The organism is Pseudomonas sp. WC2, from assembly GCF_050586545.1.
Lineage (GTDB): Bacteria > Pseudomonadota > Gammaproteobacteria > Pseudomonadales > Pseudomonadaceae > Aquipseudomonas.
The window spans coordinates 1-24,554 of the sequence record NZ_JBOBDR010000031.1; the positions used below are offsets into that span (position 1 = coordinate 1).

22 protein-coding genes are annotated in these 24,554 nt (G+C 60.9%); 7 read left to right on the forward strand and 15 right to left on the reverse strand.

Features of this window, described 5'->3' with window-relative positions; all coding sequences use genetic code 11:
- Positions 1 to 216: 216 nt before the first annotated feature.
- From hglS to ACQ4OE_RS26230, 6 genes are all read right to left on the reverse strand, one after another.
- The gene (hglS, locus tag ACQ4OE_RS26205) at positions 217 to 1,596 is read right to left on the reverse strand and encodes a 2-oxoadipate dioxygenase/decarboxylase HglS (protein ID WP_430948402.1); all 1,380 of its coding nucleotides are present in this window, start codon (positions 1,594 to 1,596) and stop codon (positions 217 to 219) included.
- A gap of 88 nt (positions 1,597 to 1,684) precedes the next feature.
- Positions 1,685 to 2,905 carry a glycolate oxidase subunit GlcF gene (gene glcF, locus ACQ4OE_RS26210; RefSeq protein ID WP_430948403.1) on the reverse strand — a complete coding sequence of 407 codons (1,221 nt, stop codon included), beginning with the start codon at positions 2,903 to 2,905 and terminating at the stop codon, positions 1,685 to 1,687.
- A 2-nt stretch (positions 2,906 to 2,907) separates the two neighbouring features.
- Positions 2,908 to 3,957 carry a glycolate oxidase subunit GlcE gene (glcE, locus tag ACQ4OE_RS26215; protein WP_430948404.1) on the reverse strand — a complete coding sequence of 350 codons (1,050 nt, stop codon included), beginning with the start codon at positions 3,955 to 3,957 and terminating at the stop codon, positions 2,908 to 2,910.
- Complete coding sequence (glcD, locus tag ACQ4OE_RS26220) at positions 3,957 to 5,456, reverse strand: glycolate oxidase subunit GlcD (protein WP_430948405.1); 1,500 nt, start codon at positions 5,454 to 5,456, stop codon at positions 3,957 to 3,959. The genes glcE and glcD overlap by 1 nt, the downstream gene beginning before the upstream one ends.
- A gap of 135 nt (positions 5,457 to 5,591) precedes the next feature.
- Positions 5,592 to 6,518, reverse strand: a complete 927-nt coding sequence (locus ACQ4OE_RS26225; protein WP_122594445.1) for an alpha/beta fold hydrolase — start codon at positions 6,516 to 6,518, stop codon at positions 5,592 to 5,594.
- Positions 6,519 to 6,539: 21 nt separating this feature from the next.
- Entirely contained in the window at positions 6,540 to 7,994 is a 1,455-nt protein-coding gene (locus ACQ4OE_RS26230) for a flavin-containing monooxygenase (protein ID WP_430948406.1), read from the reverse strand.
- 191 nt (positions 7,995 to 8,185) lie between these two features.
- On the opposite strand from ACQ4OE_RS26230, the gene ACQ4OE_RS26235 reads away from it, so the two are divergent.
- Positions 8,186 to 9,256: a diguanylate cyclase gene (locus ACQ4OE_RS26235; RefSeq protein WP_122594443.1), complete on the forward strand. Its 1,071-nt coding sequence runs from the start codon at positions 8,186 to 8,188 to the stop codon at positions 9,254 to 9,256.
- Between the two features lie 125 nt (positions 9,257 to 9,381).
- Positions 9,382 to 10,617 carry a M20/M25/M40 family metallo-hydrolase gene (locus tag ACQ4OE_RS26240; protein ID WP_430948407.1) on the forward strand — a complete coding sequence of 412 codons (1,236 nt, stop codon included), beginning with the start codon at positions 9,382 to 9,384 and terminating at the stop codon, positions 10,615 to 10,617.
- A 61-nt stretch (positions 10,618 to 10,678) separates the two neighbouring features.
- Here the strand turns inward: ACQ4OE_RS26240 and ACQ4OE_RS26245 are convergent, their stop codons facing one another.
- The 8 genes from ACQ4OE_RS26245 to ACQ4OE_RS26280 all read right to left on the reverse strand — a co-directional run bounded on the left by ACQ4OE_RS26245 (position 10,679) and on the right by ACQ4OE_RS26280 (position 18,929).
- Positions 10,679 to 11,548, reverse strand: a complete 870-nt coding sequence (locus ACQ4OE_RS26245) for an isocitrate lyase/PEP mutase family protein (RefSeq protein WP_007919546.1) — start codon at positions 11,546 to 11,548, stop codon at positions 10,679 to 10,681.
- A gap of 155 nt (positions 11,549 to 11,703) precedes the next feature.
- Positions 11,704 to 12,738 (reverse strand): arginine N-succinyltransferase, encoded by a 1,035-nt coding sequence (gene astA, locus ACQ4OE_RS26250; RefSeq protein ID WP_430948408.1) that lies wholly within the window; start codon positions 12,736 to 12,738, stop codon positions 11,704 to 11,706.
- 61 nt (positions 12,739 to 12,799) lie between these two features.
- Positions 12,800 to 13,816 carry an arginine N-succinyltransferase gene (locus tag ACQ4OE_RS26255; protein WP_430948409.1) on the reverse strand — a complete coding sequence of 339 codons (1,017 nt, stop codon included), beginning with the start codon at positions 13,814 to 13,816 and terminating at the stop codon, positions 12,800 to 12,802.
- 118 nt (positions 13,817 to 13,934) lie between these two features.
- A complete protein-coding gene (locus tag ACQ4OE_RS26260; RefSeq protein WP_430948410.1) occupies positions 13,935 to 15,284 on the reverse strand; it encodes an APC family permease in 1,350 nt (449 codons plus the stop codon).
- Positions 15,285 to 15,363: 79 nt separating this feature from the next.
- Positions 15,364 to 16,116 carry an N-formylglutamate amidohydrolase gene (locus tag ACQ4OE_RS26265; protein ID WP_430948411.1) on the reverse strand — a complete coding sequence of 251 codons (753 nt, stop codon included), beginning with the start codon at positions 16,114 to 16,116 and terminating at the stop codon, positions 15,364 to 15,366.
- Positions 16,100 to 17,431, reverse strand: a complete 1,332-nt coding sequence (locus ACQ4OE_RS26270) for a glutamine synthetase (protein ID WP_430948412.1) — start codon at positions 17,429 to 17,431, stop codon at positions 16,100 to 16,102. The genes ACQ4OE_RS26265 and ACQ4OE_RS26270 overlap by 17 nt, the downstream gene beginning before the upstream one ends.
- Positions 17,428 to 18,072 carry an isochorismatase family cysteine hydrolase gene (locus ACQ4OE_RS26275; protein ID WP_430948413.1) on the reverse strand — a complete coding sequence of 215 codons (645 nt, stop codon included), beginning with the start codon at positions 18,070 to 18,072 and terminating at the stop codon, positions 17,428 to 17,430. Before ACQ4OE_RS26275 ends, ACQ4OE_RS26270 begins: the two co-directional genes overlap by 4 nt.
- 2 nt (positions 18,073 to 18,074) lie before the next feature.
- Complete coding sequence (locus tag ACQ4OE_RS26280; RefSeq protein WP_122594435.1) at positions 18,075 to 18,929, reverse strand: MurR/RpiR family transcriptional regulator; 855 nt, start codon at positions 18,927 to 18,929, stop codon at positions 18,075 to 18,077.
- Between the two features lie 329 nt (positions 18,930 to 19,258).
- On the opposite strand from ACQ4OE_RS26280, the gene ACQ4OE_RS26285 reads away from it, so the two are divergent.
- Both ACQ4OE_RS26285 and cobF read left to right on the forward strand, forming a co-directional pair.
- Positions 19,259 to 19,828, forward strand: a complete 570-nt coding sequence (locus ACQ4OE_RS26285) for a histidine phosphatase family protein (protein ID WP_430948414.1) — start codon at positions 19,259 to 19,261, stop codon at positions 19,826 to 19,828.
- A complete protein-coding gene (cobF, locus tag ACQ4OE_RS26290; protein ID WP_430948415.1) occupies positions 19,828 to 20,583 on the forward strand; it encodes a precorrin-6A synthase (deacetylating) in 756 nt (251 codons plus the stop codon). The genes ACQ4OE_RS26285 and cobF overlap by 1 nt, the downstream gene beginning before the upstream one ends.
- Positions 20,584 to 20,691: 108 nt before the next feature.
- On the opposite strand, the gene ftrA is transcribed toward cobF, so the two are convergent.
- Positions 20,692 to 21,663, reverse strand: a complete 972-nt coding sequence (gene ftrA / locus ACQ4OE_RS26295) for a transcriptional regulator FtrA (protein WP_430948416.1) — start codon at positions 21,661 to 21,663, stop codon at positions 20,692 to 20,694.
- Positions 21,664 to 21,765: 102 nt separating this feature from the next.
- Here ftrA and ACQ4OE_RS26300 point away from each other — a divergent pair, with 102 nt between their 5' ends.
- The 3 genes from ACQ4OE_RS26300 (at position 21,766) to ACQ4OE_RS26310 (ending at position 24,533) form a co-directional block, all read left to right on the forward strand.
- Complete coding sequence (locus ACQ4OE_RS26300) at positions 21,766 to 22,194, forward strand: rhodanese-like domain-containing protein (RefSeq protein WP_430948417.1); 429 nt, start codon at positions 21,766 to 21,768, stop codon at positions 22,192 to 22,194.
- Between the two features lie 247 nt (positions 22,195 to 22,441).
- Positions 22,442 to 23,221, forward strand: a complete 780-nt coding sequence (locus ACQ4OE_RS26305; RefSeq protein WP_053119245.1) for an ABC transporter substrate-binding protein — start codon at positions 22,442 to 22,444, stop codon at positions 23,219 to 23,221.
- 199 nt (positions 23,222 to 23,420) lie between these two features.
- A complete protein-coding gene (locus ACQ4OE_RS26310) occupies positions 23,421 to 24,533 on the forward strand; it encodes a succinylglutamate desuccinylase/aspartoacylase family protein (RefSeq protein ID WP_430948418.1) in 1,113 nt (370 codons plus the stop codon).
- Positions 24,534 to 24,554: the final 21 nt, after the last annotated feature.

Here is a 24,554-nt window from a genome sequence, read left to right on the forward strand (position 1 = left end):
ACAAATGCGCCGACCTTGTGGGGCGGGGTGTCGGTGGTTTTTTGCGAGCCATTCTGCGAAAAAAACGCGGAGGCGAAGGTGAAAGTGCGCAAGAAGTTGCGCAGTAGTGCGCAACTTCTTGCGCACTTGGCTGCAGGCCTTACACAGCGTGGCTCTCAGCGGTTTTCGTCGTTCGTATTGCAAAGCAAGTGCGCAACTTCTTGCGCACTGTCGCTGTTAGCGAGAAAGCGCAGCCAGACATTCCTCAATCGAACGCCGCTGCGTCTCGGCATATAACGCCAACTCATCAATGGTCGCGCGCCCCAGCGCCTGCTCGAACGCCTGCCGATTGGAGTGCTCGCCGTAATGTGCCTGCGCCGCATCGCCAAGGTTCGACTGAAAAATCCCCGCCGCACTCACCGGGAGGAAATCTTCGTACACCAGCGGCTCTGCTTTCACATAGCCGTCGCGCAATAAATCCTCCAGCGAAGCGTCACCCAGGCTACCCGCAACCAGGCCTTTTTCCGTGGCGAAATAGCGAAAGTACGCCAGCCCTTGTTCGCGCATGCCCTCTACGCTGTCAGGGAATTCGCCGAAGTGTTGGGTCATCAGCGCGTTGTAGCGTGCGGCATTGCCTTCGTTGGGAAACTCGGCGAGTTCATCCCGCGCCGCATTCAGCAAGCGGTCATACAGCGCACGACCCTTGGGCGTCAGTGCCGCGCCCCGTTGTTCGATTTCGCCGAAACGTGCGCTGTGGCTGCCGCGTGTGTCGCTTTGATCGGTGAAGGCGATCGGCTCGTCCAGCGCTTTGAAACTGGTCTGACGCAGCAGGATCGGGCATTGCCGGCGCGGCGGGCCTTCGATGACGGCTTTGGGGGTGATGCCATGGGCCGGCATTTGCGCCTGCACGCGGTCTATGTCCAGCGTGCGTGGGGTCAGGTGATTGATGTGCGGACCTTTGAACGCCACCACATCGGCGATCAAGCGATGTTGAGCGCTCAGCGTCTGATATTGCGCGGCGGTGACGGTGGCGCTGTGGTGCCAGCGAAAGGTTTCCAATGCCTCTAGGACGAATTCCCGAGCTTCGCTTTCATTCAGTCCGCCTGCGGTTTCAGCTTGCGCGATCAGGCGTAATGCTTGCGAGGTGAAGATCGAGCGTTTGGCCAGCACCGATTCGGCGAAGGCACGCAGCTCAGGATCCTCAATCAATTCCAGACGCAACAACGAGGTGAACACGCGAAACGGGCTGATCTGCAGTGCGGTTTCATGCACCGCGCGAAACGCCGTGGAATGCACCGGCACGCCTGCCGGAGTCAGGTCGTAATAGCCGACCGGTTGCATGCCCATCACCGCAAACAGGCGGGCGAGGGTGGCCAGTTCGCTGGCAGTGCCGACGCGGATCGCGCCATGGCGTTCCATGTCCAGCCGTTGGATTTCGCCGGTGCTGTCGAGCTGCCGGGCAATCTCCGGTTCACTTGCCAGCACCTCGCGGTTGGTCTGCTCCACCAGTTCCATCAGCGCGCCATACAGCGGCACTTCTTCGCGGTACATGTCGGACATCGCTTTGGAGAAGCGTTGGCGGATCAGGTCGGGGCTGACAAACGGCTGCACGGTCATGAAAAAAATTCCTGCCACGGTCACGGAATGGATAGACGAAAAGATCGCAGCCTTCGCCCACGCCGGCAAACGAAGAATCCTACGAACTTCATTCTGCCAACGACTGATCCACCAGTTCGATCCAGTGCCTGACCGGCGTGCGCCCGGCGCTGGCCAGATGGCTCTGGCAACCGACGTTGGAGGTGACGATCAATTCTGGGCGACCGCTTTCCAGCGCATTGAGGCGGTTGTCGCGCAGTTGCCGGGCCAGTACCGGTTGCGTCAGCGAATACGTCCCCGCCGAGCCGCAGCACAAATGCCCGTCCGGCACGGCGGTGAGGTTGAAACCGAGGCGCGTGAGCACCGCTTCTACTGCGCCGCCGAGTTTCAGCGCGTGTTGCAGGGTGCACGGGCAATGCACGGCAATTCGCCGTTCACTGGCGGCGCAGATCTGTTCCAGCGGCTCCTGCGCAAGCATTTGCACCAGATCGATCGTCCGCTCGCTGATAAGCCGTGCTTTAGCCGCATAAACCGGATCATCCTCCAGCAGATGCCCGTAATCCTTGATAAACGCGCCGCAACCACTGGCGGTCTGCACGATGGCTTCCGCGCCGTCTTGCAAATGCGGCCACCAAGCGTCGATGTTGTGCCGGGCGCGGTCGAGCCCCTTGGCCTGGGCGTCGAGGTGATAGTCGAGCGCGCCGCAACAGCCGGCCTCGCTCACCGGCGTGACGCTGATCCCCAATCGATCGAGCACCCGCGCCGTCGCATCGTTGGTATTGGGCGACAGCCCCGGTTGCACGCAGCCTTCGAGCAACAACACGCGGCGAGCATGCCGAACGGCAGGGCGCAACCCGCTAATCGGCAAGTGCTGCGGCAATTTGCTTTCGAACAGCCGTGGCAGCAGCGGGCGAAACGTCGTGCCCATCCGCAACAAACCTTTGAACAACCCCGGGTTCGGCGCCAGGGCGCGCAAACCTTCGCGCAACAACCGTTGCGCGGCAGGGCGTGGCACGGCGTCATCGACCACTGCGCGGCCAATATCGAGGAGATTGTGATAATCGACGCCGGACGGGCAGGTCGTTTCGCAATTGCGGCACGACAGGCAACGATCCAGATGCAACTGGGTTTGCGCCGTCGTCGGCGCGCCTTCGAGTACTTGCTTGATCAGATAAATACGCCCGCGCGGGCCATCGAGTTCATCGCCGAGCAATTGATAAGTCGGGCACGTCGCATTGCAAAAACCGCAGTGCACGCAGGAGCGCAGAATCTTTTCCGCCTCGGCGGCGCGGGGCAGCAGTCGGGATTGCTCGCTGAGGGTGGTTTGCATGGCTAGACCTCCGCGTACATCCGACCGGGGTTGAACAGCCCTTGCGGGTCGAGTTGTGCCTTGAGTTGCCGGTGGTAACGCAGCAGCGTTGGCGCCAATGGCTGGAATGGAGAATCGCTGGCTCCGTGGCTGAAGCAGGTCGCATGACCGCCGAGTTCATGTGCCAGAACGTGGATGTTCTCGGCATCGGATTTGAGCCAGCGTTGCGCGCCCGCCCAGTCGATCAACTGCGCGCCGGGCAAATCCACTAGCCCGAGATTATTCGGCAATGACAGTCGCCACAACGGCAATCCTTCGTCAAAAAATGCCAGACGTTGTTCATTCAGGTCGGCCCAGAATCGCGAGTCCAAAGGTTCACCACCGAGGCGTTGATGCGCCGCCGTCACCGAACCTTCGCCGCCCTCAAGACGCAGATACAGACTGTCGCCATCGTGGCAGGCTGCGCTGATCGGCAGCGGTTGTTGACCCCATTCGGCGAGTTTGGCCAAGGCGCGGACACCGTCGATATCAAGGCGGATGCTCAGGCACTGGCGCGGTTTCGGCAGGACTTTCAGCGACACTTCGGTGAGCACGCCGAGGCAGCCGAAACTGCCGGCCATCAGCCGCGACAGGTCATAACCGGCAACGTTCTTCATCACTTCGCCGCCGAAACGCAGGTGCTGGCCGAGCCCGGTGATCACTCGCGTGCCGAGGACGAAATCACGCACCGAGCCCGACCATGGCCGCCGTGGCCCGGACAACCCGGTGGCGATCATGCCGCCGACCGTCGCATTTTCAGAGAATGACGGCGGCTCGCACGGCAGCATCTGCCCAGCGCCATCCAGTGCCGCGAGCAGCTCGGACAGCGGCGTGCCGGCGCGCACGCTGACCACTAATTCGGTCGGCTCATAACGGACGATGCCGCGATGGGCGCGGGTGTCGAGCACTTCACCGGCGACTTCGCGGCCGAGAAACGCCTTGCTGTTGCCGCCTTGGATTTTCAGCGGCGTGGCATTGGCGCGCGCGGCATTGACCTGATCGAGCAGGGAACCGACGGCATCGACATCGGCCATCAGAAGCGCTCCAGTTCGGGAAAGGGCAGTTGCCCGGCATGAATGTGCATGGCGCCGAATTCGGCACAGCGGTGCAGGGTCGGAATGTTCTTGCCGGGGTTGAGCAGGCCTTGTGGATCGAACGCGGCTTTTACCGCGTGGAACAGGGTCAGTTCATCGCTGTTGAACTGCGCGCACATCTGATTGATTTTCTCGCGGCCCACCCCGTGTTCGCCGGTGATGCTACCGCCGACCTGCACGCACAGTTCAAGGATCTTTCCACCGAGGGCTTCTGCGCGGTGCAGCTCGCCGGCTTGGTTGGCGTCGAACAGAATCAGCGGGTGCATGTTGCCGTCGCCGGCGTGAAAGACGTTGGCCACGCGCAAGCCATATTCTTCGCCGAGGCGGGCAATGCCTTGCAGGACGCCGGGTAATTCGCGGCGCGGAATGGTGCCGTCCATGCAGTAATAATCGGGGGACAAACGGCCGATGGCGGGAAAAGCATTTTTGCGCCCGGCCCAGAAACGCACGCGCTCGGCTTCGTCCTGGGCCTGGCGCACTTCGGTGGCGCCGGCCTGGTTCATGACTTCGCGCACGCGTTGGCAATCGTCGTGGACATCGGCTTCGACGCCATCGAGTTCGCACAACAGAATCGCCTCGGCATCGACCGGGTAACCTGCGTGAATGAAGTCTTCAGCGGCGCGGATGGCAAGGTTGTCCATCATCTCCAGTCCGCCCGGAATGATCCCCGCCGCGATGATTTCGGCGACCGCGCGGCCAGCCTTCTCTACGGAATCAAAACTGGCCAGCAGGACTTTCGCCACTTGCGGTTTGGGCAGCAGTTTCACCGTGACTTCGGTGATGATCCCCAGCAAACCTTCGGAGCCGGTGAATAATGCGAGCAAGTCGAAACCCGGCGAATCGAGGGCGTCGGAGCCCAGCGTCAGGCGTTCGCCTTCGATGGTCAGCACGTCGATTTTCAGCAGATTGTGCACCGTGAGGCCGTACTTGAGGCAATGCACGCCGCCGGCGTTTTCCGCGACGTTGCCGCCAATCGAGCAGGCGATCTGCGAAGAGGGATCCGGCGCGTAATACAGCCCGAACGGCGCCGCAGCCTGGGAAATCGCCAGATTGCGCACGCCCGGTTGTACCCGCGCGGTGCGAGCGGCGGGGTCGATGTGCAGGATGTTGTTGAAGCGCGCCATGACCAGCAACAGGCCTTTCTCCAGCGGCAAAGCGCCGCCGGATAAACCGGTGCCGGCGCCCCGTGCTACCACCGGCACGTTTTGCTGATGACAGAGCTTGAGCAGGGTTTGCACCTGTTCCAGGCGCCGGGGCAGGGCGACCAGCATCGGCGTGGTGCGGTAAGCCGAGAGACCGTCGCACTCGTAGGGTTTGAGTTCTTCCTCGCGCCACAAAATGTCGAGGTCAGGCACGGCGTGCTGCAGGGCCTTGAGCAACTCGGCTTTGTTGACCTCGGGCAATGGGCCATCGAGGCGCTCGTCGTAGAGGATGTTCATCTCAAGCCCCCTGTTGATCGTTCCCACGCTCCCGCGTGGGAATGCCTCTTGGGACGCTCTGCGTCCAGTGACGCAGAGCGTCACAGGCTGCATTCCCACGCAGAGCGTGGGAACGATCAAGAGCGCCGTCGAGTTTCATCGCTGATTTCCCAGAAACTCCCGGTACAGCCGCGCGGTGTTGGCAGGTTGCTCGACCATCGGCATGTGCCCGACGTGATCCCAGACCTCGACCCGCAAATTGGCGATGCCTTTGCTCCAGACCGGCACGCTGCTGACGTCGATCAAGCGATCCTTGCGCCCCCAAAGCAACAGCCCCGGGCATTTGATGTCCGGCAGTTTCGGTTCCATCGGTGGACTGGCGCGGAAGTCGCGGAAGATCTCTTCCAGTTCATCGCGTTGCCGCTCGTAGCGTTGCGCGATGGCGTCCAGCACCAGATTGGGCACCCACGGCGGCGACTCCATGGTCATCGCGTAGAACTGGCGAAACTCCTCGCGGGAATTGATCAGAAACGGGTTGTGCCCTCGGGCAAGATGCCGCTCCATGTCGCTGACTTCGGGCGCGGTTACGCCGGCCGGATCGATCAACGCCACCGAGGCAATGCGCTCGGGATAGGTCGCCGCCAGCCACGCGGCGATGTAGCCGCCCATGGAGTTGCCGATGACATGGACTTTCTCCACGCCGCAGACGTCGAGCAACTGAATCATGCGTTTGGCCTGCACCGCAATGTCATAGCCGCCGCCGGCCTTGAAGCCGGTTTCACCGTGGCCGGCCAGATCCGGAATGATCACTCGATACTGGCGGACAAAATGCCGGGCGAAACGCAGCCACAGGTTCTTTTCGGCGCTGTAGCCGTGCAGCATCAGAATCGCGCTCGAGGCCTCGTAGGGCCCGCCTTGCCAGGTCGACACCGTCATTTCAGCGATCGGTACCTCGATCTTGTGCAGTTTGTACAACTTGGCCTCAATGGCCATGCTCAGGTCATACAGCCAATGGCCGACCGCCGGATAACTCAACCAGCTCCAGGCCACGAAAACCGCTAGGGCGACAAACAGCAAAAGCATCGACGTCTTCCTTTTACGTGTTCAGGACAAAATGTGGTCGGCGGGCTTCAGCGCCCGGGTCAATCGGTAATAGCTGAAACTGAAGCCGGGAAACATCGCGATCACATGACCGCTCTTGCTTTGATACCAACTGTGACACCCGCCGGACTTCCACACCGTGCGCTCCATCTCTCGGTGGATCATTGCAGTGTAGGTACGTTCCGCCTCGGGGCGCACTTCGATGCTGCGCAGGCCTTGGGCGTGAACGGTGCGAATGCAGTCGAGGATGTAGTTCATCTGCGATTCGATGATGAACAGCGCTGAAGTGTGGCCAATTCCGGTGTTGGGGCCAGTGACGATAAACAGGTTGGGAAAGTCCGGCAGGCTGGTGCCGAGGTAGGCACGCGGGTATTGTTCCCAGACATCTCTGAGTTGCACGGCGTTTTTTCCGCTGACCGGGTAGGAAATGACCCCGTCGGTGGCGTCGTAACCCGTAGACCAAATGATCAGATCGACATCGATGTGCTGACCATCTGTGGTGTTGATCCCGCGTTCATCGAGCGACGCGACGCCTTGCTCACGGGTATGCAGCGCCACGTTGGCGCGGGTCAAGGCCGGGTAATAGGTGTTGGACATCAATACCCGTTTGCAGCCGATCAGGAAGTCGGGTGTCAGCTTTGCCCGCATCACTGGATCCTTCACTTGACGCTCAAGCAAGCGCAGGGCCTGACGTTGCACCATGCGAATCGCCGGTTTCGAATATTTGAACGCGATTACCCGGGTTTCGAACTGCCAGTAGATCAGCCAGCGCAGCAGTTTGTAGGCCGGTTTCAAACCAAGCAGCCAACGCTGGAATGGGCCGAAGCTGCGATCCGGGCGGGGCAGCACCCAATGCGGCGTGCGTTGAAACACATGCAACTGCTCGACCTGCGGCGCAATCGCCGGGATCACTTGCACGGCGCTGGCGCCACTGCCGACGATCGCCACGCGTTTACCCTTGTAGTCGTAGCTATGATCCCAATTGTTTGTATGAAAACTCTGGCCCTGGAAGCGATCCTGGCCGGGGATGTGTGGGATGACCGGCTGGCTCAACGGGCCGCTGGCATTGATCACGAACTGCGCATAGAACGTGCCTTTGCTGCCGGTATGCACCGCCCAGCGTTTCTCGACGTCATCCCATTCGATGCGTTCGACGTTGGTTTGCAGTTCTACCCGTTCGCGCAGGCCGAACTGCTCGATCACTTTTTCGGTATAGCGCTGCAGCTCAGCCTGTTCGGCGAACATCTGCGACCAGCGGTACGAGGCGAACGACAGCGAGTACAGCGGCGACGGCACGTCCACCGCCGCACCCGGGTAGGTGTTCTGGCACCAGGTGCCGCCGAAGAAATCCCTTCGCTCCAGCAAGCGGAAATCGTCGATCCCGGCCTTGAGCAGGTTGACCGCCGCACACTGACCGCCGAATCCGCTGCCGATGATCAACACTCGGTAAGTCTGCATGGGCCTCCTTCTTATAGTTGTTTTTCCGTTTTCCTACATTCATGTATAGCCAAATATTCGCCCTGCGTGCGGCTCTGATGTTGCGCCATTCAGCCCGCTGGCCGGTGATGGCTATTTAACGTCGCCCTGATAGACTCCCACCACATCCGTCCTGCGGTGCATGCACGTTCCGTCGAGAGATCGAGGCCCCTATGGGAAACACGGGAGGAAAGGGACTTTCATTGGCCAGGAGGCTTTACACATCGCGCACGCTGGGTTTGGCCCTGGGGCTGTTGTGCGTGAGCGTGGCGATGTTTCCGCTCGATCCGCCGCTGTGGGTCTGGGCGCTGATGATCTTCAATGGCCTGCTCTGGCCGCATCTGGCGTTCCAATGGGCGCGGCGCTCCAGCACGCCGTATCACGCCGAACACCGTAACTTATTGATCGACGCCTTTCTCGGCGGCTTCTGGGTCGCCGCCATGCATTTCAATCCGCTGCCCAGTGCCACGACGATTTCGATGATGGCAATGAACAATGTCGCCATTGGCGGCATACGTTTTCTGCTGGCCGGTCTGGCGGCACAGATTCTCGGGGTGGCCGTCGGTCTGGTGGTGTTCGCCCCCGCGTTCATTCCGCAAACCTCGCCGCTGCAACTGTATGCGTGCCTGCCGATGTTGATGCTGTATCCGTTGGCGTTGGGTTTGCTGTGCTTTCGTCAGGCGCACACCCTTGGCCGGCACAAACGCGAATTGCTGGCCTTGAGCCGCACTGACAGCCTCACCGGTCTGCTCAATCACGGCGCGTGGAAGGATCAACTGGAGATCGCTTTTCAACGTTGCAAACGGCAGAAGCAGGGCGCGGCGATTGCCTTGATCGACATCGATCATTTCAAGGCAATCAACGACACCTACGGCCATGTCGCCGGCGATATCGTCTTGCGCCAGTTGAGCAAAATGCTCAAGCACAACCTGCGCGCTACCGATGTTGCCGGACGTTACGGTGGTGATGAGTTCTGCGTGATCCTGCCGGAGCTGCCGCTGTTCAACGCCGCCCAGGCGATGGAAGCACTGCGCGAGCGCTTTATCACGCTGGGTTACGAGCAAAACCCGGCGTTGAAAGTCACCTTGAGCATTGGTCTGGCAGCGTGGGATCCGTCCCATGTCGATGCGACTCGCTGGCTCAACGACGCCGATCAGGCGCTGTATGAAGCGAAGGCGGGCGGGCGCAACCGGGTGATCTGCAATTGCGACAAGCCACGGCGCGAGTTGCTCGATTCGGTTTGAGCCCCCCATCCAGAACCCACAGGGTTTTGGGTTGATCAGATTGATCAGTGTCGCATTCGGTGTAGAGCCCTGCGTCGATGTCGGGTACGGTTTAATCCCCCCCGACGCGAAACAAGGATCGCTTCATGACGTTCTCATTTTCCCGCTCCCTGTTGGCCGCCAGCCTCGGCCTGTCTCTGACCCTTGCAGCCTCCAGCGCCTTTGCCGAACCGCACAAGCAAGTGCTCGCCGATGCCGAGCAATACCAGCCCGAAGCCCTGAAACTGCTGGAGCGTCTGGTCAATATCGACTCCGGCTCCGGTTATGAACCGGGCCTCAAGCAAGTCAGCGACATCGCGATCGATGAACTGAAAAAACTCGGCGCGACCATTGAGCTGGTGCCGAACACACCGGAAAAATCCAACCATGTGTTGGCCACGTTCAAAGGCACCGGCAAGGCGAAAATCCTCCTGATGGCGCACATGGACACGGTGTTCAAGGAAGGCTCCGCCGCCGAGCGGCCCTTCCACATCAAAGACGGCCGCGCTTATGGGCCTGGGGTGATGGACGACAAGGGCGGCATCGTCGCCGGGATTTATGCGCTGAAAATCCTCAAGAACCTCGACTTCAAGAACTACGCGCAGATCACCTTCCTGCTCGACGCCAGCGAAGAAACCGGCTCGGACGTCGCCACCGACCTGATCAAGAAAACCGCGAAACTGCACGACGTGACCCTCAATCTGGAGCCGGGTCGTCCGGCCGACGGTTTGGTGGTGTGGCGCAAAGGCAGCGCCACGGCGCTGGTCGAGGTCAAGGGCAAAGCCGCCCACGCCGGCGTCGCGCCGGAGTTGGGGCGCAACGCCGCGATGGAAGCGGCGCACCAGATTCTGCAACTGGGCAAACTCGGCGATGAGGCGAAGAAGACCACCATCAACTTCACCGTGCTCAAGGCCGGTGATCGCACCAACGTGATTCCCGACCAAGCCATGGCCAAGGCTGACGTACGCGCGGCAGTGCCGGAAGAGTTCGACCGGATCGAGAAAGATCTGGCGCGGGTTTCCCAAGACAAGCTGATTCCTGAAACCGAAGTGAAGACCACGTTGCAGCGCGGACTGCCACCGATGCCGCAGACGGCCGAGTCGGATCGCTTGATGGCCATGGCCCAAGGGATTTATGGCGAGATTGGCCGCAAGTTGACCGAGGAGGGCAGCGGTGGCGCGGCGGATGCCAGCCTGTCTGCCGGGGTCGGGACGCCGACGCTGGATGGTTTCGGGATTGTTGGCGGTAATATTCACACGCCGGAGGAATACGCCGAAGTGGCGAGCGTGGCGCCGCGAATTTATCTGTTGTCGCGGATGATGATGGAGTTGTCAGCCAAGTAATCGCGGGGTTGTGATCGTTCCCACGCAGAGCGTGGGAACGATCATGCACCCGGTCAATCGATCACTCCTTGACGCTCATGTATTCCTTGGCCCAAAGGATGTATTCCTCCGGCTGGGTATAGGTGTGCGTCAATTCCGTCGCGCTCAGGTCGGAGGCCTGGGTGAAGATCTGCCGCTGTTCGCGCAGGCTGTCGTAGGTGGCTTTGATCGCGGCAAAGTAGGCGCCATGGCCATCGATGGTCACACGCACGCCGAGTTCGGCCAGACGTTTATCGTCGCGCAGCGCCGGGTTGCCGTAGGTCACCAGCATCAATGGCACGGTCAGGTGTTCGGCGATTTGCTCGAGTTGATCGAAGTCTTGAATCCCCACCATGCAAATGCCATCTGCACCGGCGGCTTGATATTGGCGGGTGCGGCTGATGATTTCCTGATTCGGCAGAATGCCGGCGTTGGTGCGGGCAATGATGGCCATTTCCGTGTCGACACGGGCTTCGAGCGCTGCACGGATCTTGCCGACGCCTTCGGCGACGGTGATCAGGTCAGTGGATTTACGCCCGAATTGCGCTGGCAGCAAGGTGTCTTCGATGGTCAGAGCGGCGACGCCGGCGCGTTCCAGTTCGACGATGGTGCGCATCACGTTGAGGGCGTTGCCGTAGCCGTGGTCGGCGTCGGCGATCACCGGCAACTGGGCGACGCGGCCGATGCGGGTGGCCTGTTCGGCGAACTCGCTGAGGGTGATCAGGGCAAAGTCCGGTGCACCCAGCACCTGCAACGACGCCACCGAACCACCGAGAATCCCCACTTCAAAGCCCAGGTCAGCGGCAATGCGGGCGGACATCGGGTCGAACACCGAAGCGGTGTGGTAACAGGTGTCGGAAGCCAGCAGCTGACGGAAATTACGGCGCAAATCTTGATGAGAAAGCCTGGTCATACGAGTTCCACCAATACAAAGGAATGGAACGGCTTGAGCAAATGTGTCAACGCCGAAGAATGAAAAGGCTATCACGCGAATGGGTCAAGGATCATGACGAATTTACGCCGTGACGCGCAATCCGCTGAAAGGGTTCATCTGAAGCGGATTGCGCGTCAGGCCGCGACGGCCTGCTGCTGTTGATTCGGCAACATCACCGCCCGCACCGAGTTGCCCGGCTGCAATTGCAGACGCTGTGCGGTTGAGCGGTCGATCGCCAGGCTGCTGCCGACCCGTCGAGCGCGGGCGACGGTGATGCGGCAATTCTCCAGGCGACGATTGTGGATCAGCCACAGCGGCGCCTGTTCGTCCGGATTGCCAAGGCTCAAGGTCAGCTCAAGGCTTTCGCGCACGGTGCGGATATTGCGCACGGGGGCTTCGATCACCGGGCCGCCGTCGAAAATGTCGATGTAGCCCTTGTGGGCAAAGCCTTCGGCCTGAAGAATTTTCAGCGCTGGTTCGGTATTTGGGTGCGCCTGACCAATCGCCGCTTGCGCCTGCTCGGTGAGCAGGCAGGTGTACAGCGGTTGACGCGGCATCAGTTCGGCGATGAAGGATTTATTGCCCAGCCCCGACAAGTGATCGGCATGGCTGAAATCCATCTGGAAGAAGTGTCGACCCAGGCTGTCCCAGAACGGCGAGCAGCCTTGTTCATCGGCACTGCCGCGCAGTTCGGCGATCATTTTCTCGCCAAACAGATGAGGGAATTCTGCGACGAACAGCAAACGCCCCAGCGACAGCAGACGACCGTTGCTGCCATGGCGATGATCATGGCCAAGAAACAGCGAGCACAGTTCCGATTGGCCGGTCAGTTCATTGTTGAGGAACAGCGTCGGAATCTGCCGCTGAATGCCCAAGTCTGGCGCCGAACTCACGGTCAGCCCGACGCGATAGTTGTACCAGGGTTCACGCAGGCCCACCGCGCCGGACAACGCACTGATACCGACCACGCGCATGTCGTCGTCTTCGAGCACGAACAGGTAGTCGGCATCGGCGCGCTCGACCTGCTCGGCGAATGCCCGTTGCGCCCAGCGCACTCGATGGGCCAGACGATCTTCGTTGGCCGGGAGGGTGGTGAACCCCGGGCCGGCCTGTTGCACCAGCGTCATCAGGGCGGGCAGGTCGCTGACTTTGACCGGACGGACAATCATGCTGTAACTCCTTCTGCGCGCCTGTTCGGGCACTGTCGTGGGGGGCAGAACCGAGGGCGGTTCATAACGCAATCAGCCGGATCGGGCTGCCATCGGTCACGTTCAGCGCCGCACACATTGCAGGGGTGAGGGACAGCGGTTGATCGGGTTGGTAATCCAGTTCGGCGACGATGGCGCGATAGCCATGTAACCGGTCATTGCTCAACAGGTAGCGACCACGGCTATCAATCAACGCCTGTTCGCGGATGTCGACGGTCTGGCTGCGCGCGATCGAACGAATGTTCGCCGTGCGTGCGTACAAGGTCGGGCCAGCGTCGAAGAGGTCGATGTAGCTGTTGGTTTCAAAGCCTTCACGCTCAAGGATGTCGAAAGCCTCCTGACCGTCGGGATGAATGCGCCCGATGCATTCCTGCGCGGCCAGCGGCAGCATCGGCACGTAAATCGGGTATTGCGGCATCAGTTCGGCGAGAAAACCGCGGCTCTGCAACCCGCACAACCGCTCGGCTTCGGCATACGGCAGGTCGAAGAAATGCTTGCCCAGCGCATCCCAGAATGGTGAATGGCCATTTTCGTCGCTGTAGCCGACGATCTCGGTGATCACCGCTTCGGCGAAGCGTGGCGCATGGGCGGCAATGAACAACAGCCGCGCGCGCGACAGCAATTCGGCAAACGCGCTTCCCACCAGCGCCGCATCGATGTGGAAACCACGCAGCAGCGTGTGGCCGCTGAGGTCATGGCACAGCGACAACGCCGGCACGCCGTGTTCGATGTTGAGTTCGCGCGAGGCACTGGTGAAGTGGCGGTTGCGCAGGCTGTAGAACGGCTCGTCGAAACCGGCGGTGGCGAGGATCTCCGAGCAACCGACCAAGCGCTGGCTGTCGAGGTCTTCGAGCACGAAGAAGTAGTTCTCCGGGCCGTGCGCCGCGGCCACGCTGTCGAACGAGGCGACAGAGGCGGTGATTTTTGCCTGCAGACGTTCGCCGTCATCCGGCAGCGACGTCACGCCGACCAGGCTGTCGCGGGCCAGCTGTAGCAATTGCGGCAGGTCGGTTGGCTCAACTGGGCGTAAGACCAGCATGGATGCACTCCTGTATCAAAGGGTTCGGCGCCTTGGCCGAACCTGACTATCACTGTCGGTTTCCACGCGTTAAATCGGCGGTCGCCTGATTTGTTGTCAGACGCCGCTCTTTTTCTTGTCAGCCGTTGCTCGGGTCAGGCAACGCGGTACTGGCGCCGAGCTTGTTGAGGAAGAACAGGTACACCAGACCGAGCGCGATCCAGATCAGGCCGAGTTTCTGTGCATCGACGCCCATGTTGTACATGATCGCCGCGACGATGATGAAGCCGATCACCGGGCAGATCAGATGGCGTACGACCTGACCGGACTTTTGCCGACGCCAGTAGTAGTTGATCACCGTCAGGTGCAGCAGCATGAAACCGCTGAGGGCGCCGAAATTGACCAGTGAGGTCAGGGTGTCGACCGAGTTGATGAACAGGTAGCAGATCACCAGCGACAGCACGGCGACCAGATAAATGCTCAGGTACGGCGTGTTGTGTTTCGGGTGGACCTTGGCCAGCACCTTCGGCAGCTTTCCGTCGCGGGCCATGCCGAACAGCAGGCGCGAAACTGCCGCTTGCGAAGTGATTGCCACGGCCACGCCCCAGGCCAGCGCAGTAGCGACGGCGGTGACGGTGGCCAGCCAGCTGCCGGCGGCGATTTCGGCGATTTCATAGAACGCCGTGTCGGCGGACTTGAAGCCCATGCCCGCCGCCAGATCAGTAGCGATCCAGGTTTGCGCGACGAAAATCACGCCCATCACCACCAGTGTGATCAACGCGGCTTTGCCTACGCTCTTGCCCGGATCACCTTTGATTTCTTCGGCAAGTGTCGAGATCGCATCGAAGCCGAGGAACGACAGCACGGCAATCGACACCGCTTGCATCAGCAGGGCGAAGTCAAACGTTTCCGCGTTGTACAGCGGCGCCAGAGTCAGCTCGCCATTGCCACCACCGCTGTGCAGTGCGGTCCAGGCGTAGAACAGGAAAATCCCTAGGACGACCAACTGCGCGAGCAGGAAAATGATGTTCATCCGCGCGGTAAAAGTGATGCCGCGCAGGTTGACGAAAGTCGCGCTGACCAGGAACGCCAGAATGAAGCCGACCTTGGGAATGTCCGGGTACAAATGGTTGAGCGCCATCGCCGCGTATACGTAGAGCAGCGGCGGAATCAGCAGGTAATCGAGCAACATCAGCCAACCGGCAATGAAGCCGACGTGTTGATTGAGGCCGCGTTGCGCGTAGGAATACACCGAGCCGGCAATCGGAAAAGCCTTGGCCATGCTGCCGTAGCTCAACGCGGTGAACAGCATTGCCACCATGCCAATGATGTACGCCAGCGGCACCATCCCCGGTGCCTCGGCGTTAACGTAGCCATACACCCCAAACGGGGCGATGGGGATCATGAAGATCATCCCGTACACCACCAGGTCGGTGAGGGTCAGGCTCCGTTTCAACTCCTGCTTGTAGCCGAATTCTTCAATTTCCATGAAGCGCAACTCCTTGTCAGCCAATCGGTCGTTTTAGTTGTTATATCGGTCCATCGTTTTGCAGTGTCAGCGGTCTTCGTTACAGCAATGGCGCGAGGTAGTCGGCCCAGCGCGAAACGTCTTCAGGGCTGCGCAACAAGTCATTGCGCACCTCGATCAGCACCGCGTCCAGGCCACGGGCATCGCCGTGCACGGGCACGGTCATGTCGCCCAGCGGGTCGATCCTGTACGGCTGATTTCCAGCCACTTTCACTGGATGTTCAGCGAGGCCGTCGAGCAGACGTTGCGCGTAGTCTTTCGCCTGACCGAACAGCACGCCGATTTCCAGTGGTCGCGGCTGGCCGTAATACACCGGGGTGAAACTGTGGATCCCCACCACCCGCACTGGTTGGCCCTGAGCGATGCGCTCGTCGATCAAGGTCTGCAGGCGTGCGTGAAACGGTTTGAACAGCGTCTGTCGGCGGTATTCGCGCGTCGCTTCATCCAGTTCGCGGTTGCCGGGAATCTGATAAATCTCGCTCTGCGCCGGGATGCTGTCCGGCGCATGCCGGGGCCGGTTCAGATCGATCAGCAGGCGCGAGTAATTGGCGCTCAGCAAGGTGGCGCCGAGCTGTTCCGACAATTGTTCGGCCAATTGCACTGCGCCGATGTCCCAGGCGATGTGCTCACGCGCGGCGGCCTCATCCAGGCCCAGATTGTTCAGGGCCTCGGGGATGTAGCGGCTGGCGTGTTCACAGACCAGAATCAACGGATGCGTCGAGTCGGCGCGGCTCAGGTCGTAGACCGGTCGGGTGTACAGCCCCAGCTCGGCGGATTCAGTACAGGCGTGCATAGTGCTCACACAAGTCAGCGGGCGAGAGCTGTTCCGTCAGCGCCAGTTCCTCGGTTTTAAGGGCGTAATAGGTGTCGAGCAACGGCTTAGGCAGCCATTCGATCAAGGCTGCACTGTCGCGCAGGCAATCCAGTGCCTGGCTCAGCGAGACGGGCAGGGCGACGATGCCCCGGGCCTTGCGTTGCTCGTCGTTGAGTGAATCGGGAATTTCATCGGTGATCGCGTTCAGCGCCAGACGTTGTTCGATGCCCAGACGTCCGGCAATCAACAGCGCGGCCATGGCCAGATGCGGTGAAGCGGTGGCGTCCATGGCGCGGAATTCGAGGTTGAACTGGTGGGCCACGGATTTGCCGCCCAACGTCACGGTCGGGCAGATGCGCAGCGCCGCTTCACGGTTCTGCTGGCCCAGGCAGGCGTAGGAGGCGCTCCAGTGATGCGGCTGCAAGCGCTGGTACGACACCGGCGTCGGCGCGGTAAACGCACACAGCGCCGGCAAGTAATGCAGGATGCCCGCCGCCCAGTGCTGGCCGAGCGTCGACAGACCATTGCTGGTGCCGGCGTCATACAGCATTGGCTGGCCAGCGAGATCGAGCAGGCTGACGTGCAGGTGCACGCCGTTGCACACCGCGTCCGCCGCAGTCTTCGGGGCGAAACTCAGATCCAGGCCCATTTGCCGGGCGATTTCGCGGGTGATCTCGCGCACATTCACCGCGCGATCCGCCGCCGCAACACCCAGCGTCGGGCGGCAGGTGATTTCGTATTGGTGCTTGCCGTATTCGGGGAGAAACATCTCCGGCTCGACGCCGCCAGCGCGTAAGGCGCTGAGCAGCCAGCCACCGAATTCGGCGCCCTGACGTTGAGCTTCGAGGGAGAACGCCAAGTGCTCGGCGAAACCGGCGTGCAGATTGAATTCGTGTTCGAACGCGGCGTTGACCTGCAAACCCAGGTCGTCGCGATAGCGCTCGATCTCATCACGCAACAACGTACGCGGGCAGGCGCTCCACGGGCGGCCGTCGGTCTCGCGGATGTCACCGTGGATGAAATCCAGCGCGGGCGCATTGGCGTCCGGGCCATTGCTGACGGTGACGCGGCTGCTCAGATCCGGGATCAGGCGCAGATCACCGTAAGCGCCCCACGGATTAGTCGAGGCGATGACGTCTTGCGGCGTCAGCGCACTGTTGGCCGGCACCCAGCCGCAACCGGCGGCTTGATAGTGTTCCAGTTCATCGGTGGGAAACGAGCGGCCACGGGTGATGCCGATCAGGTCAGTGGTGACCAGCGTGGTCATCGACAGCGGCGTCAGGCGGGCGCTCATGGCTGCATCTCCTGCAAGCGGCCGAGCACGGTGTCGGTGTCGGTGATCCAGCAGTAACCCTTGATGGCGTTCAGGCAGGCGTGATGGCGTTCGGTGGTGTAGGTGGCGCAGGCGTCTGCGACGAGCGTGACCAGATAGCCGCGATCGGCGGCGTCGCGCACCGCCATGTCGACGCACTGGTCGGTAACGATGCCAGCGATGATCAAGTGGCGGGTTTCAAGGTTGCGCAGCACGTAGTCGATCTTGGTCGAATTGAACACGCCGGAGGAAGTCTTCGGCAGGACGATTTCATTTTCTGCCGGGGTCAGTTCAGCAATCACTTGGGCCTGCGGGCTGCCCTTGGGCAGGTGCATGTCCGACAGTTTGTGATCGAGGGAGCGGTCGCGGCCATCGGCGGTCAGGCTTTCGATAATCGTGTGCAGCACATTCTGCCGCGCGTCGCGAAAGGCACTCAGCAGACGTTGTTGATTCGGGACCACCTGCGTGCGGGCGCGATGGAGGAAATACTCGGCGTCAGGCCCGCTCAGGTGCGGGTCGAACTGCGGTTCGAGCCAGGCCCGCTGCATGTCCACCAGCAACAGTGCGGTGTGGTCAGTGACAAACGGCAAGTCCCGCGGTGAGCGGTGGGGAAGGCTGAACATCCTTATTTATCCTCCAGCAGGTGAGTGGCGAAGTCGTTGCGCAGGGCGTCGATGCCTTCCAGGCGATCCGCCAGATCCGGGCCACGCAGGGTCAGGCAGGCAATCAGCGCCTCGACCTGAGCCAGCGCCGGCACCATGGTGTCGAACGCGGAGGCCGATTCCACCGGAGCGCTGATGATCAGGTCGGCCAGTTCACGCAGGGGCGAGGCGTAGATGTCGGTAAACAGCACCACTCGCGCGTTTTTGCTTTTAGCCGCGCTGGCCACGCGCAAAGCCTGGGTCTGGTAGCGGCGATAGTCGAACACCAGCACGACGTCCTGACGTTGCAGATCGAACAAGCGATCGGGCAGCAGCGCGTTGTCTTCCAGGGCAAAACAGCCGGGACGCAACAGGCGCAGGTGATTGAGCAGGTAGCTGGCCATCAGGCTGCTGAAGCGTCCACCGAAGCAGTACACCTGATGGCGGGTGTCGAGCAGCCAGTCGGTGAGGATGCGCACGTCCTCGGGCTGGGTGAGCGATTGGGTTTCCACCAGCAAACGATGACTCTCGCCCAGATAATGGCCCCAGGCGTCGTCCTTATTCTGATGCGCGCGCGGTTGCAACAGCGTGCGCGGGGAGCGCAGGCGATGGTCCATGTCGCTGAGCAGGGCGTCCTGGAATTCGGCATAGCCGCCGAAACCGAGTTTCTTCACCAGCCGCACGATGGTCGGGTCACTGACCCCGGCGTGTTCGGCCAGCCGCGCCATGGGGCCGAGGCCGTTGCGCGGATACTGATCAAGCAAGGCGCGAACGACTTTGCGCTCCGACGGCGTAAGATCCAGGCCGGGATCGGTGATCAGGTCTCTGAGAGGGGGCATCCGGGCTCCTGCTGGATGGGGTGTTGAATTCGCTTCACAATCCGTTAAAACAGTATTTATGTAACTGATGCTACATGTCTAGTTAATTTTTCGGGTTGTTTACGACGCGCCAATTTAGGGCGAGACGCCCGTGTAACAAGGGCTACACAGAAGCCGATCAGCGTTGTAGTCCGTTGCCCATGCTCGTGTCAGACATTGCCGATTTCCCCCGCGCTCAGCCTGAGTTGCGGCGATGCCCGAACGCCCTCAAGCCTACGGTTTACGGCACAATTGCTCGCAAGGTGGCCTTAAGCCGCTGTTCTCAAGACTCTCCAAAGAGTGATTTCCTCGTGCAAACCACCCGTTTGACTCTGATTTGCCACGCGCGAACCGTCGCACAAAAATTGGCGCGTTTTCCTACGAATGAGCCTGTTGAAGATTCAGCCCCGGCGTCCGACGCGTTCGGCACTCGCTTCGGCTCTGAAGTGCGCGTGCTCTGCGCCCCCGAATTGCGCACCCGAGAGACCGCTGCATGGTTCAGCGCCAATGCTCAAGTCGATGAGGCATTGCGCGATTGCGACTGGGGACGCTGGCACGGCAAGTCGATCAAGGAATTACAGCGAGAAGAGGGCGAGGCGCTGCAAGCATGGCTCGGCGATTCGCGGGTTGCGCCTCCGGATGGCGAGTCCGTTGAGCAGCTGTGCGCGCGGGTGGGTGCATGGCTGCAGGCGTTGCAGGCTATGCCGGGCGACGTCGTTGCAGTGACTCATCCGTTCGTGATCCGCGCGGCGTTGATGCATGTGGTTCAGGGCGCAGCGTTCAATGCCATCGATGTCGAGCCGTTGTCGACTCTCGAGTTACGCTTCAACGGCGTCTGGCGACTACGCTTGCCGGGTCTGGGACTTGAGGGTGCTGTCTGATGAAACAGTTACTGGTGATTGGCATCGGTGCCGGTAATCCGGACTACATCACGATGCAGGCGGTCAAGGCGCTGAACCGCGTTGATGTGTTTTTCCTGATGGATAAAGGTCGGCGCAAGGACAAACTGATCGATCTGCGCCGCGAGATCTGTGAACGCTACATCACCGCTCCCGGCTATCGCTTCGCCGAAGCCCACAGTCCGGAGCGCGAACGCGGCGACGTCGACTACGCGGCCAGCGTCGATGACCTGAATCGCGCCAAGCAACAGACCTTCGAACGGCTGATCAATGACGAATTGTCTGACGGCCAGTGTGGCGCTTTTCTGGTGTGGGGCGATCCGGCGTTGTATGACAGCACGGTTCGGATTCTGCGGGCGATTCTCGACTCGGGTCGCTGTGCGTTCGAGTTTGAGGTGATTCCGGGGATCACCAGTGTCCAGGCGTTAGCCGCGCAACATAAGGTGCCGCTGAACAGCATTGGCCGCTCGGTTGAAATCACTACGGGGCGGCGCTTGGCGGCAGGGCAGGTGAGTGATGCCGACAGTCTGGTGGTGATGCTGGATGCCGAAGACGCCTATCACCAAGTAGGCGATCCCGAGACGCAGATTTATTGGGGCGCTTATCTGGGCACGGCGGATGAGATTTTGATCAGTGGCAAGCTGGGCGATGTGGCGGATGAGATCGAACGGGTGCGCAAGGCTGCGCGGGCTGAACATGGGTGGATTATGGATACTTATCTACTGCGTAAGCCTTAGATTTTTTGTGACTGTGCGGGCCTCTTCGCGAGCAGGCTCGCTCCCACAGGGGAACGCACCAAAGGTGGGAGCGAGCCTGCTCGCGAAAGCGGTCTTGCAGCCACCGCATTAAACAGCCTTGGCCCCACGCCCAAACCGCTCCCGATACACCGAGGGCGGCACTCCCACCACACCGCGAAACGCCACGCGAAAACTCTCCACCGAGCGATACCCACAGCGCTCGGCAATTTGCTCGGTAGTGCCCGGCGTGCTCTCCAGCAATTCACGCGCCCGCGCCAGCCGTTCATGTTGCAGCCAGGCCTTGGGCGACTGCCCGCTGGCTTCGCTGAAACGCCGCAAAAACGTCCGCTCGCTCATTGCCGCTTCGCTGGCCAGATCGCGCACTTCCAGCGGTTCATGCAGCCGTTCACGGGCCCATTGCATGACCCGCGACAGATCGTTGCGTGGCGTCGGGCTGACCGGCGTCGGAATGAACTGCGCCTGACCGCCCGTGCGTTGTGGCGACATCACCAGGCGCCGCGCGACCGAATTGGCCACCTGAGTGCCAAAGTCCCGCGCCACCAGATGCAGGCACGCATCAATGCCTGCCGCGCTGCCCGCTGAGGTGATCAATTGCCCCGAATCGACGTAAAGCACATCCGGGTCGACCTCGATTGCCGGAAAGCGCTGCGCCAGTTCCGTGGTGTAGCGCCAATGCGTGGTTGCGCCATGGCCGTCGAGCAAACCGCTGGCGGCCAGCACAAAGACCCCCGAGCAGATCGACAACAGCCGCGCGCCCCGGGCGTGGGCCTGGCGCAGGGCGTCGATCAACTCCGTCGGCACCGGCGCCAGCCGGTCGCGCCAGCCGGGAATGATGATCGTGCGCGCCTCGGTCAGCAATTCCAGACCACCATCGGCGAGAATTTGAATCCCGCCCATGGCGCGCATCGGCCCCTGATCGACCGCCGCAATCGCGTGCGTGTACCACGGGAAATCGAACTCCGGCCGGGCGAGGCCGAAGATCTCCACGGCGATGCCGAACTCGAAGGTGCAGAGGCCGTCGTAGGCCAGAATCGCGACCAGACCTGGTGAAGTCGGCATTTGGCGGAAAATTCCCGGTGAGTGTCTTGTGCGCCACTGTAGCGATTTGCGCGGTCTCGATAAAGTCTGTTCATCCCCAACGAGACACAGGAGCAACACCGCATGCCTAGCCTGGTTCGCAACATTCCGGCAGCCCCCTCGGCCATCGCCCTCATGCATTTCAGTAACCGTCTGACTTTCGAAACCGATTGTTCCGACGTCTACAGCAGCCATGAGGCTGGCGAAATCGATTTTGTCTTGATCGATGTGCGCGGGCCGTTGGCTTACGAACGCGGGCATGTGCCGGGCGCGATCAATATTCCAACGCGATTGCTGACGCTCGACAGTCTGGCGAGTTACCCGCAGGGCACACTGTTCGTGGTCTATTGCGCAGGCCCGCATTGCAACGGCGCGAACAAAGCGGCGGTGAAGCTGGCGGCGCTGGATTACCCGGTCAAAGAGATGATTGGCGGGGTCACTGGCTGGTTGGATGAAGGATTTCAGTTGAGCGTGCCGCAAGTCGCCCACGCGCCTATTGGATGCGCGTGCTGACAGTCTTTTCGCCGATTTTCTGAGCGAAAAGGCAGCGTGTCCTACAGCCTTTGCACCACGACGGCGCACCTGTTGACCTCGGTCAACGGTGGCGCCGATTTTTCATAAGTATTTGTCGCTTAAACACAATTTACCCTGTGCGCGCCGCCATAGACTGCCGGCCACTTCGGTGTTTGCAGCCAATTGGCCATGACCGAACGCTGAATCGAAAGCTGCCAATAAAAGCCTCCGCACACAGGAGTTATAAATGAAGAAGCTAGTGATGTTCGGTGCCCTGGCACTGTCGATGTTGTCCCTGACCGCTGTGGCCGAAGACGCCAAGCCGATACGCATCGGTATCGAAGCCGGTTACCCGCCATTCTCGATGAAAACCCCTGACGGCAAACTCACCGGTTTCGACGTGGACATCGGCGATGCGCTGTGCGCGCAGATGAAAGTCAAATGTACCTGGGTCGAGCAAGAGTTCGATGGCCTGATCCCGGCACTGAAAGTGAAGAAAATCGACGCGATCCTGTCGTCGATGACCATCACTGACGACCGCAAGAAGAACGTCGATTTCACCATCAAGTATTACCACACCCCGGCGCGCTTCGTGATGAAGGAAGGTTCCGGTGTCAAAGATCCGCTGACCGAACTCAAAGGCAAGAAAGTCGGTGTGCTGCGCGCCAGCACCCATGACCGTTATGCCACTGAAGTGCTGGTACCGGCCGGGATCGACCTGGTGCGTTACGGCTCGCAACAGGAAGCCAACCTCGACATCGTCTCTGGTCGTCTTGACGCGATGCTGGCCGACTCGGTCAACCTCAGCGACGGTTTCCTGAAAACCGACGCCGGCAAAGGCTTCGAGTTCGTCGGTCCGACCTACGAAGACGCCAAGTACTTCGGCGGCGGCGCCGGCATTGCCGTGCGCAAGGGCGATACCGCGCTGGCCGAGCAGTTCAACAAAGCCATCACCGAAATCCGCGCGAATGGCGAGTACAAGAAAGTCCAGGACAAGTACTTCGACTTTGATGTGTACGGCCATTAATACGCCGTAGCAAAAAGTGGCCCCGTTTGCGCGGTGGCCACTTTTTTTGCGCACTAATTGTGATGAGACTTTTGTAGGAGTGAGCCTGCTCGCGATAGCGGTTTGTCAGACAACGATTATGTTGAATGGTAAACCGCTATCGCGAGCAGGCTCACTCCTACAGGGGATCTTTGTGATCCAGATATTGAGGAGATTTTCCATGCAACGCATCGACCACATTCTGCCCTGGAGCCACTTGGGCAGCGAGCGCTCCCTCAGCGTCTTTCGCTACGGCGCCGGCACCCGCAAGGTGTACATCCAGGCCAGCCTGCACGCCGATGAACTGCCGGGCATGCGCACCGCGTGGGAACTCAAACTGCGCCTCAACGAACTCGAGGCGCAAGGCCGTTTGCAAGGCGTGATTGAACTGGTACCGGTGGCCAACCCGATCGGCCTCGATCAGCATGTACAAGGCGCGCACATGGGCCGCTTTGAGCTGGGCAGCGGCAAGAATTTCAACCGTGCGTTTGTAGAATTGAGCGCGCCGGTCGCGGCGTTGATCGGTGAACAGTTGGGTGCCGATGCCGAGGCCAACGTGGCACTGATCCGTCAGACCATGGCCCAAGTGTTCGATCAACTGCCAGCCCCGGCCTCACAACTGGAGGGGCTGCACCGTTTGCTGCTGCGCCATGCCTGTGATGCCGATATCACTCTGGATCTGCATTGCGATTTCGAGGCGGCGATTCACCTTTATGCGTTGCCGCAACATTGGCCGCAGTGGCAATCGCTGGCGGCGCGTTTGAAGGCCGGCGTGGCTTTGCTGTGTGAAGACTCCGGCGGCAGCTCGTTCGATGAGTCCTGCTCGACGCCGTGGCTGCGCCTGGCCAAAGCCTTTCCTCATGCCGCGATTCCTGCCGCCAACCTGGCGACCACGCTGGAACTGGGCAGCATGGGCGACACCCGCGTCGATCAGGCTCAGGCCAATTGCGAAGCGATTCTCGGCTTCCTTGCCGAACAGGGTTTCATCAGCGGCGAATGGCCAGCGGCACCGAGCGAATGCTGCGAAGGCCTGCCGTTCGAAGGCACCGAATACCTGTTCGCCCCGCACCATGGCGTGGTGAGTTTCCTGCGCAATGCCGGCGAGTGGGTGGAGAAGGGTGATGCGCTGTTCGAGGTGGTCGATCCATTGCAGGATCGGCTGACCACCGTCAGCGCAGGCACCAGTGGCGTGTTGTTTGCGATTGATCGCGGGCGTTACACCGAGCCTGGGATCTGGCAGGCGAAAGTGGCGGGGCGGGTGCCGTTTCGTACCGGGAAACTGACGAACGACTGACGGATCTTCGCTGGATTCACT

What these genes read in the sequence shown, in the direction of transcription:
- cobF (WP_430948415.1), top strand. Translation starts at nt 19,828, where the DNA reads ATGAAACAGTTACTGGTGATTGGCATCGGTGCCGGTAATCCGGACTAC.
- ACQ4OE_RS26235 (WP_122594443.1), top strand. Translation starts at nt 8,186, where the DNA reads ATGGGAAACACGGGAGGAAAGGGACTTTCATTGGCCAGGAGGCTTTAC.
- ACQ4OE_RS26255 (WP_430948409.1), bottom strand. Translation starts at nt 13,816, where the DNA reads ATGCTGGTCTTACGCCCAGTTGAGCCAACCGACCTGCCGCAATTGCTA.
- ACQ4OE_RS26225 (WP_122594445.1), bottom strand. Translation starts at nt 6,518, where the DNA reads ATGCTTTTGCTGTTTGTCGCCCTAGCGGTTTTCGTGGCCTGGAGCTGG.
- glcD (WP_430948405.1), bottom strand. Translation starts at nt 5,456, where the DNA reads ATGAACATCCTCTACGACGAGCGCCTCGATGGCCCATTGCCCGAGGTC.
- glcF (WP_430948403.1), bottom strand. Translation starts at nt 2,905, where the DNA reads ATGCAAACCACCCTCAGCGAGCAATCCCGACTGCTGCCCCGCGCCGCC.
- hglS (WP_430948402.1), bottom strand. Translation starts at nt 1,596, where the DNA reads ATGACCGTGCAGCCGTTTGTCAGCCCCGACCTGATCCGCCAACGCTTC.
- ACQ4OE_RS26265 (WP_430948411.1), bottom strand. Translation starts at nt 16,116, where the DNA reads ATGCACGCCTGTACTGAATCCGCCGAGCTGGGGCTGTACACCCGACCG.
- astA (WP_430948408.1), bottom strand. Translation starts at nt 12,738, where the DNA reads ATGATTGTCCGTCCGGTCAAAGTCAGCGACCTGCCCGCCCTGATGACG.
- ACQ4OE_RS26240 (WP_430948407.1), top strand. Translation starts at nt 9,382, where the DNA reads ATGACGTTCTCATTTTCCCGCTCCCTGTTGGCCGCCAGCCTCGGCCTG.
- ACQ4OE_RS26230 (WP_430948406.1), bottom strand. Translation starts at nt 7,994, where the DNA reads ATGCAGACTTACCGAGTGTTGATCATCGGCAGCGGATTCGGCGGTCAG.
- ftrA (WP_430948416.1), bottom strand. Translation starts at nt 21,663, where the DNA reads ATGCCGACTTCACCAGGTCTGGTCGCGATTCTGGCCTACGACGGCCTC.
- ACQ4OE_RS26260 (WP_430948410.1), bottom strand. Translation starts at nt 15,284, where the DNA reads ATGGAAATTGAAGAATTCGGCTACAAGCAGGAGTTGAAACGGAGCCTG.
- ACQ4OE_RS26275 (WP_430948413.1), bottom strand. Translation starts at nt 18,072, where the DNA reads ATGTTCAGCCTTCCCCACCGCTCACCGCGGGACTTGCCGTTTGTCACT.
- ACQ4OE_RS26300 (WP_430948417.1), top strand. Translation starts at nt 21,766, where the DNA reads ATGCCTAGCCTGGTTCGCAACATTCCGGCAGCCCCCTCGGCCATCGCC.
- ACQ4OE_RS26270 (WP_430948412.1), bottom strand. Translation starts at nt 17,431, where the DNA reads ATGAGCGCCCGCCTGACGCCGCTGTCGATGACCACGCTGGTCACCACT.
- ACQ4OE_RS26245 (WP_007919546.1), bottom strand. Translation starts at nt 11,548, where the DNA reads ATGACCAGGCTTTCTCATCAAGATTTGCGCCGTAATTTCCGTCAGCTG.
- glcE (WP_430948404.1), bottom strand. Translation starts at nt 3,957, where the DNA reads ATGGCCGATGTCGATGCCGTCGGTTCCCTGCTCGATCAGGTCAATGCC.
- ACQ4OE_RS26310 (WP_430948418.1), top strand. Translation starts at nt 23,421, where the DNA reads ATGCAACGCATCGACCACATTCTGCCCTGGAGCCACTTGGGCAGCGAG.
- ACQ4OE_RS26280 (WP_122594435.1), bottom strand. Translation starts at nt 18,929, where the DNA reads ATGCCCCCTCTCAGAGACCTGATCACCGATCCCGGCCTGGATCTTACG.
- ACQ4OE_RS26305 (WP_053119245.1), top strand. Translation starts at nt 22,442, where the DNA reads ATGAAGAAGCTAGTGATGTTCGGTGCCCTGGCACTGTCGATGTTGTCC.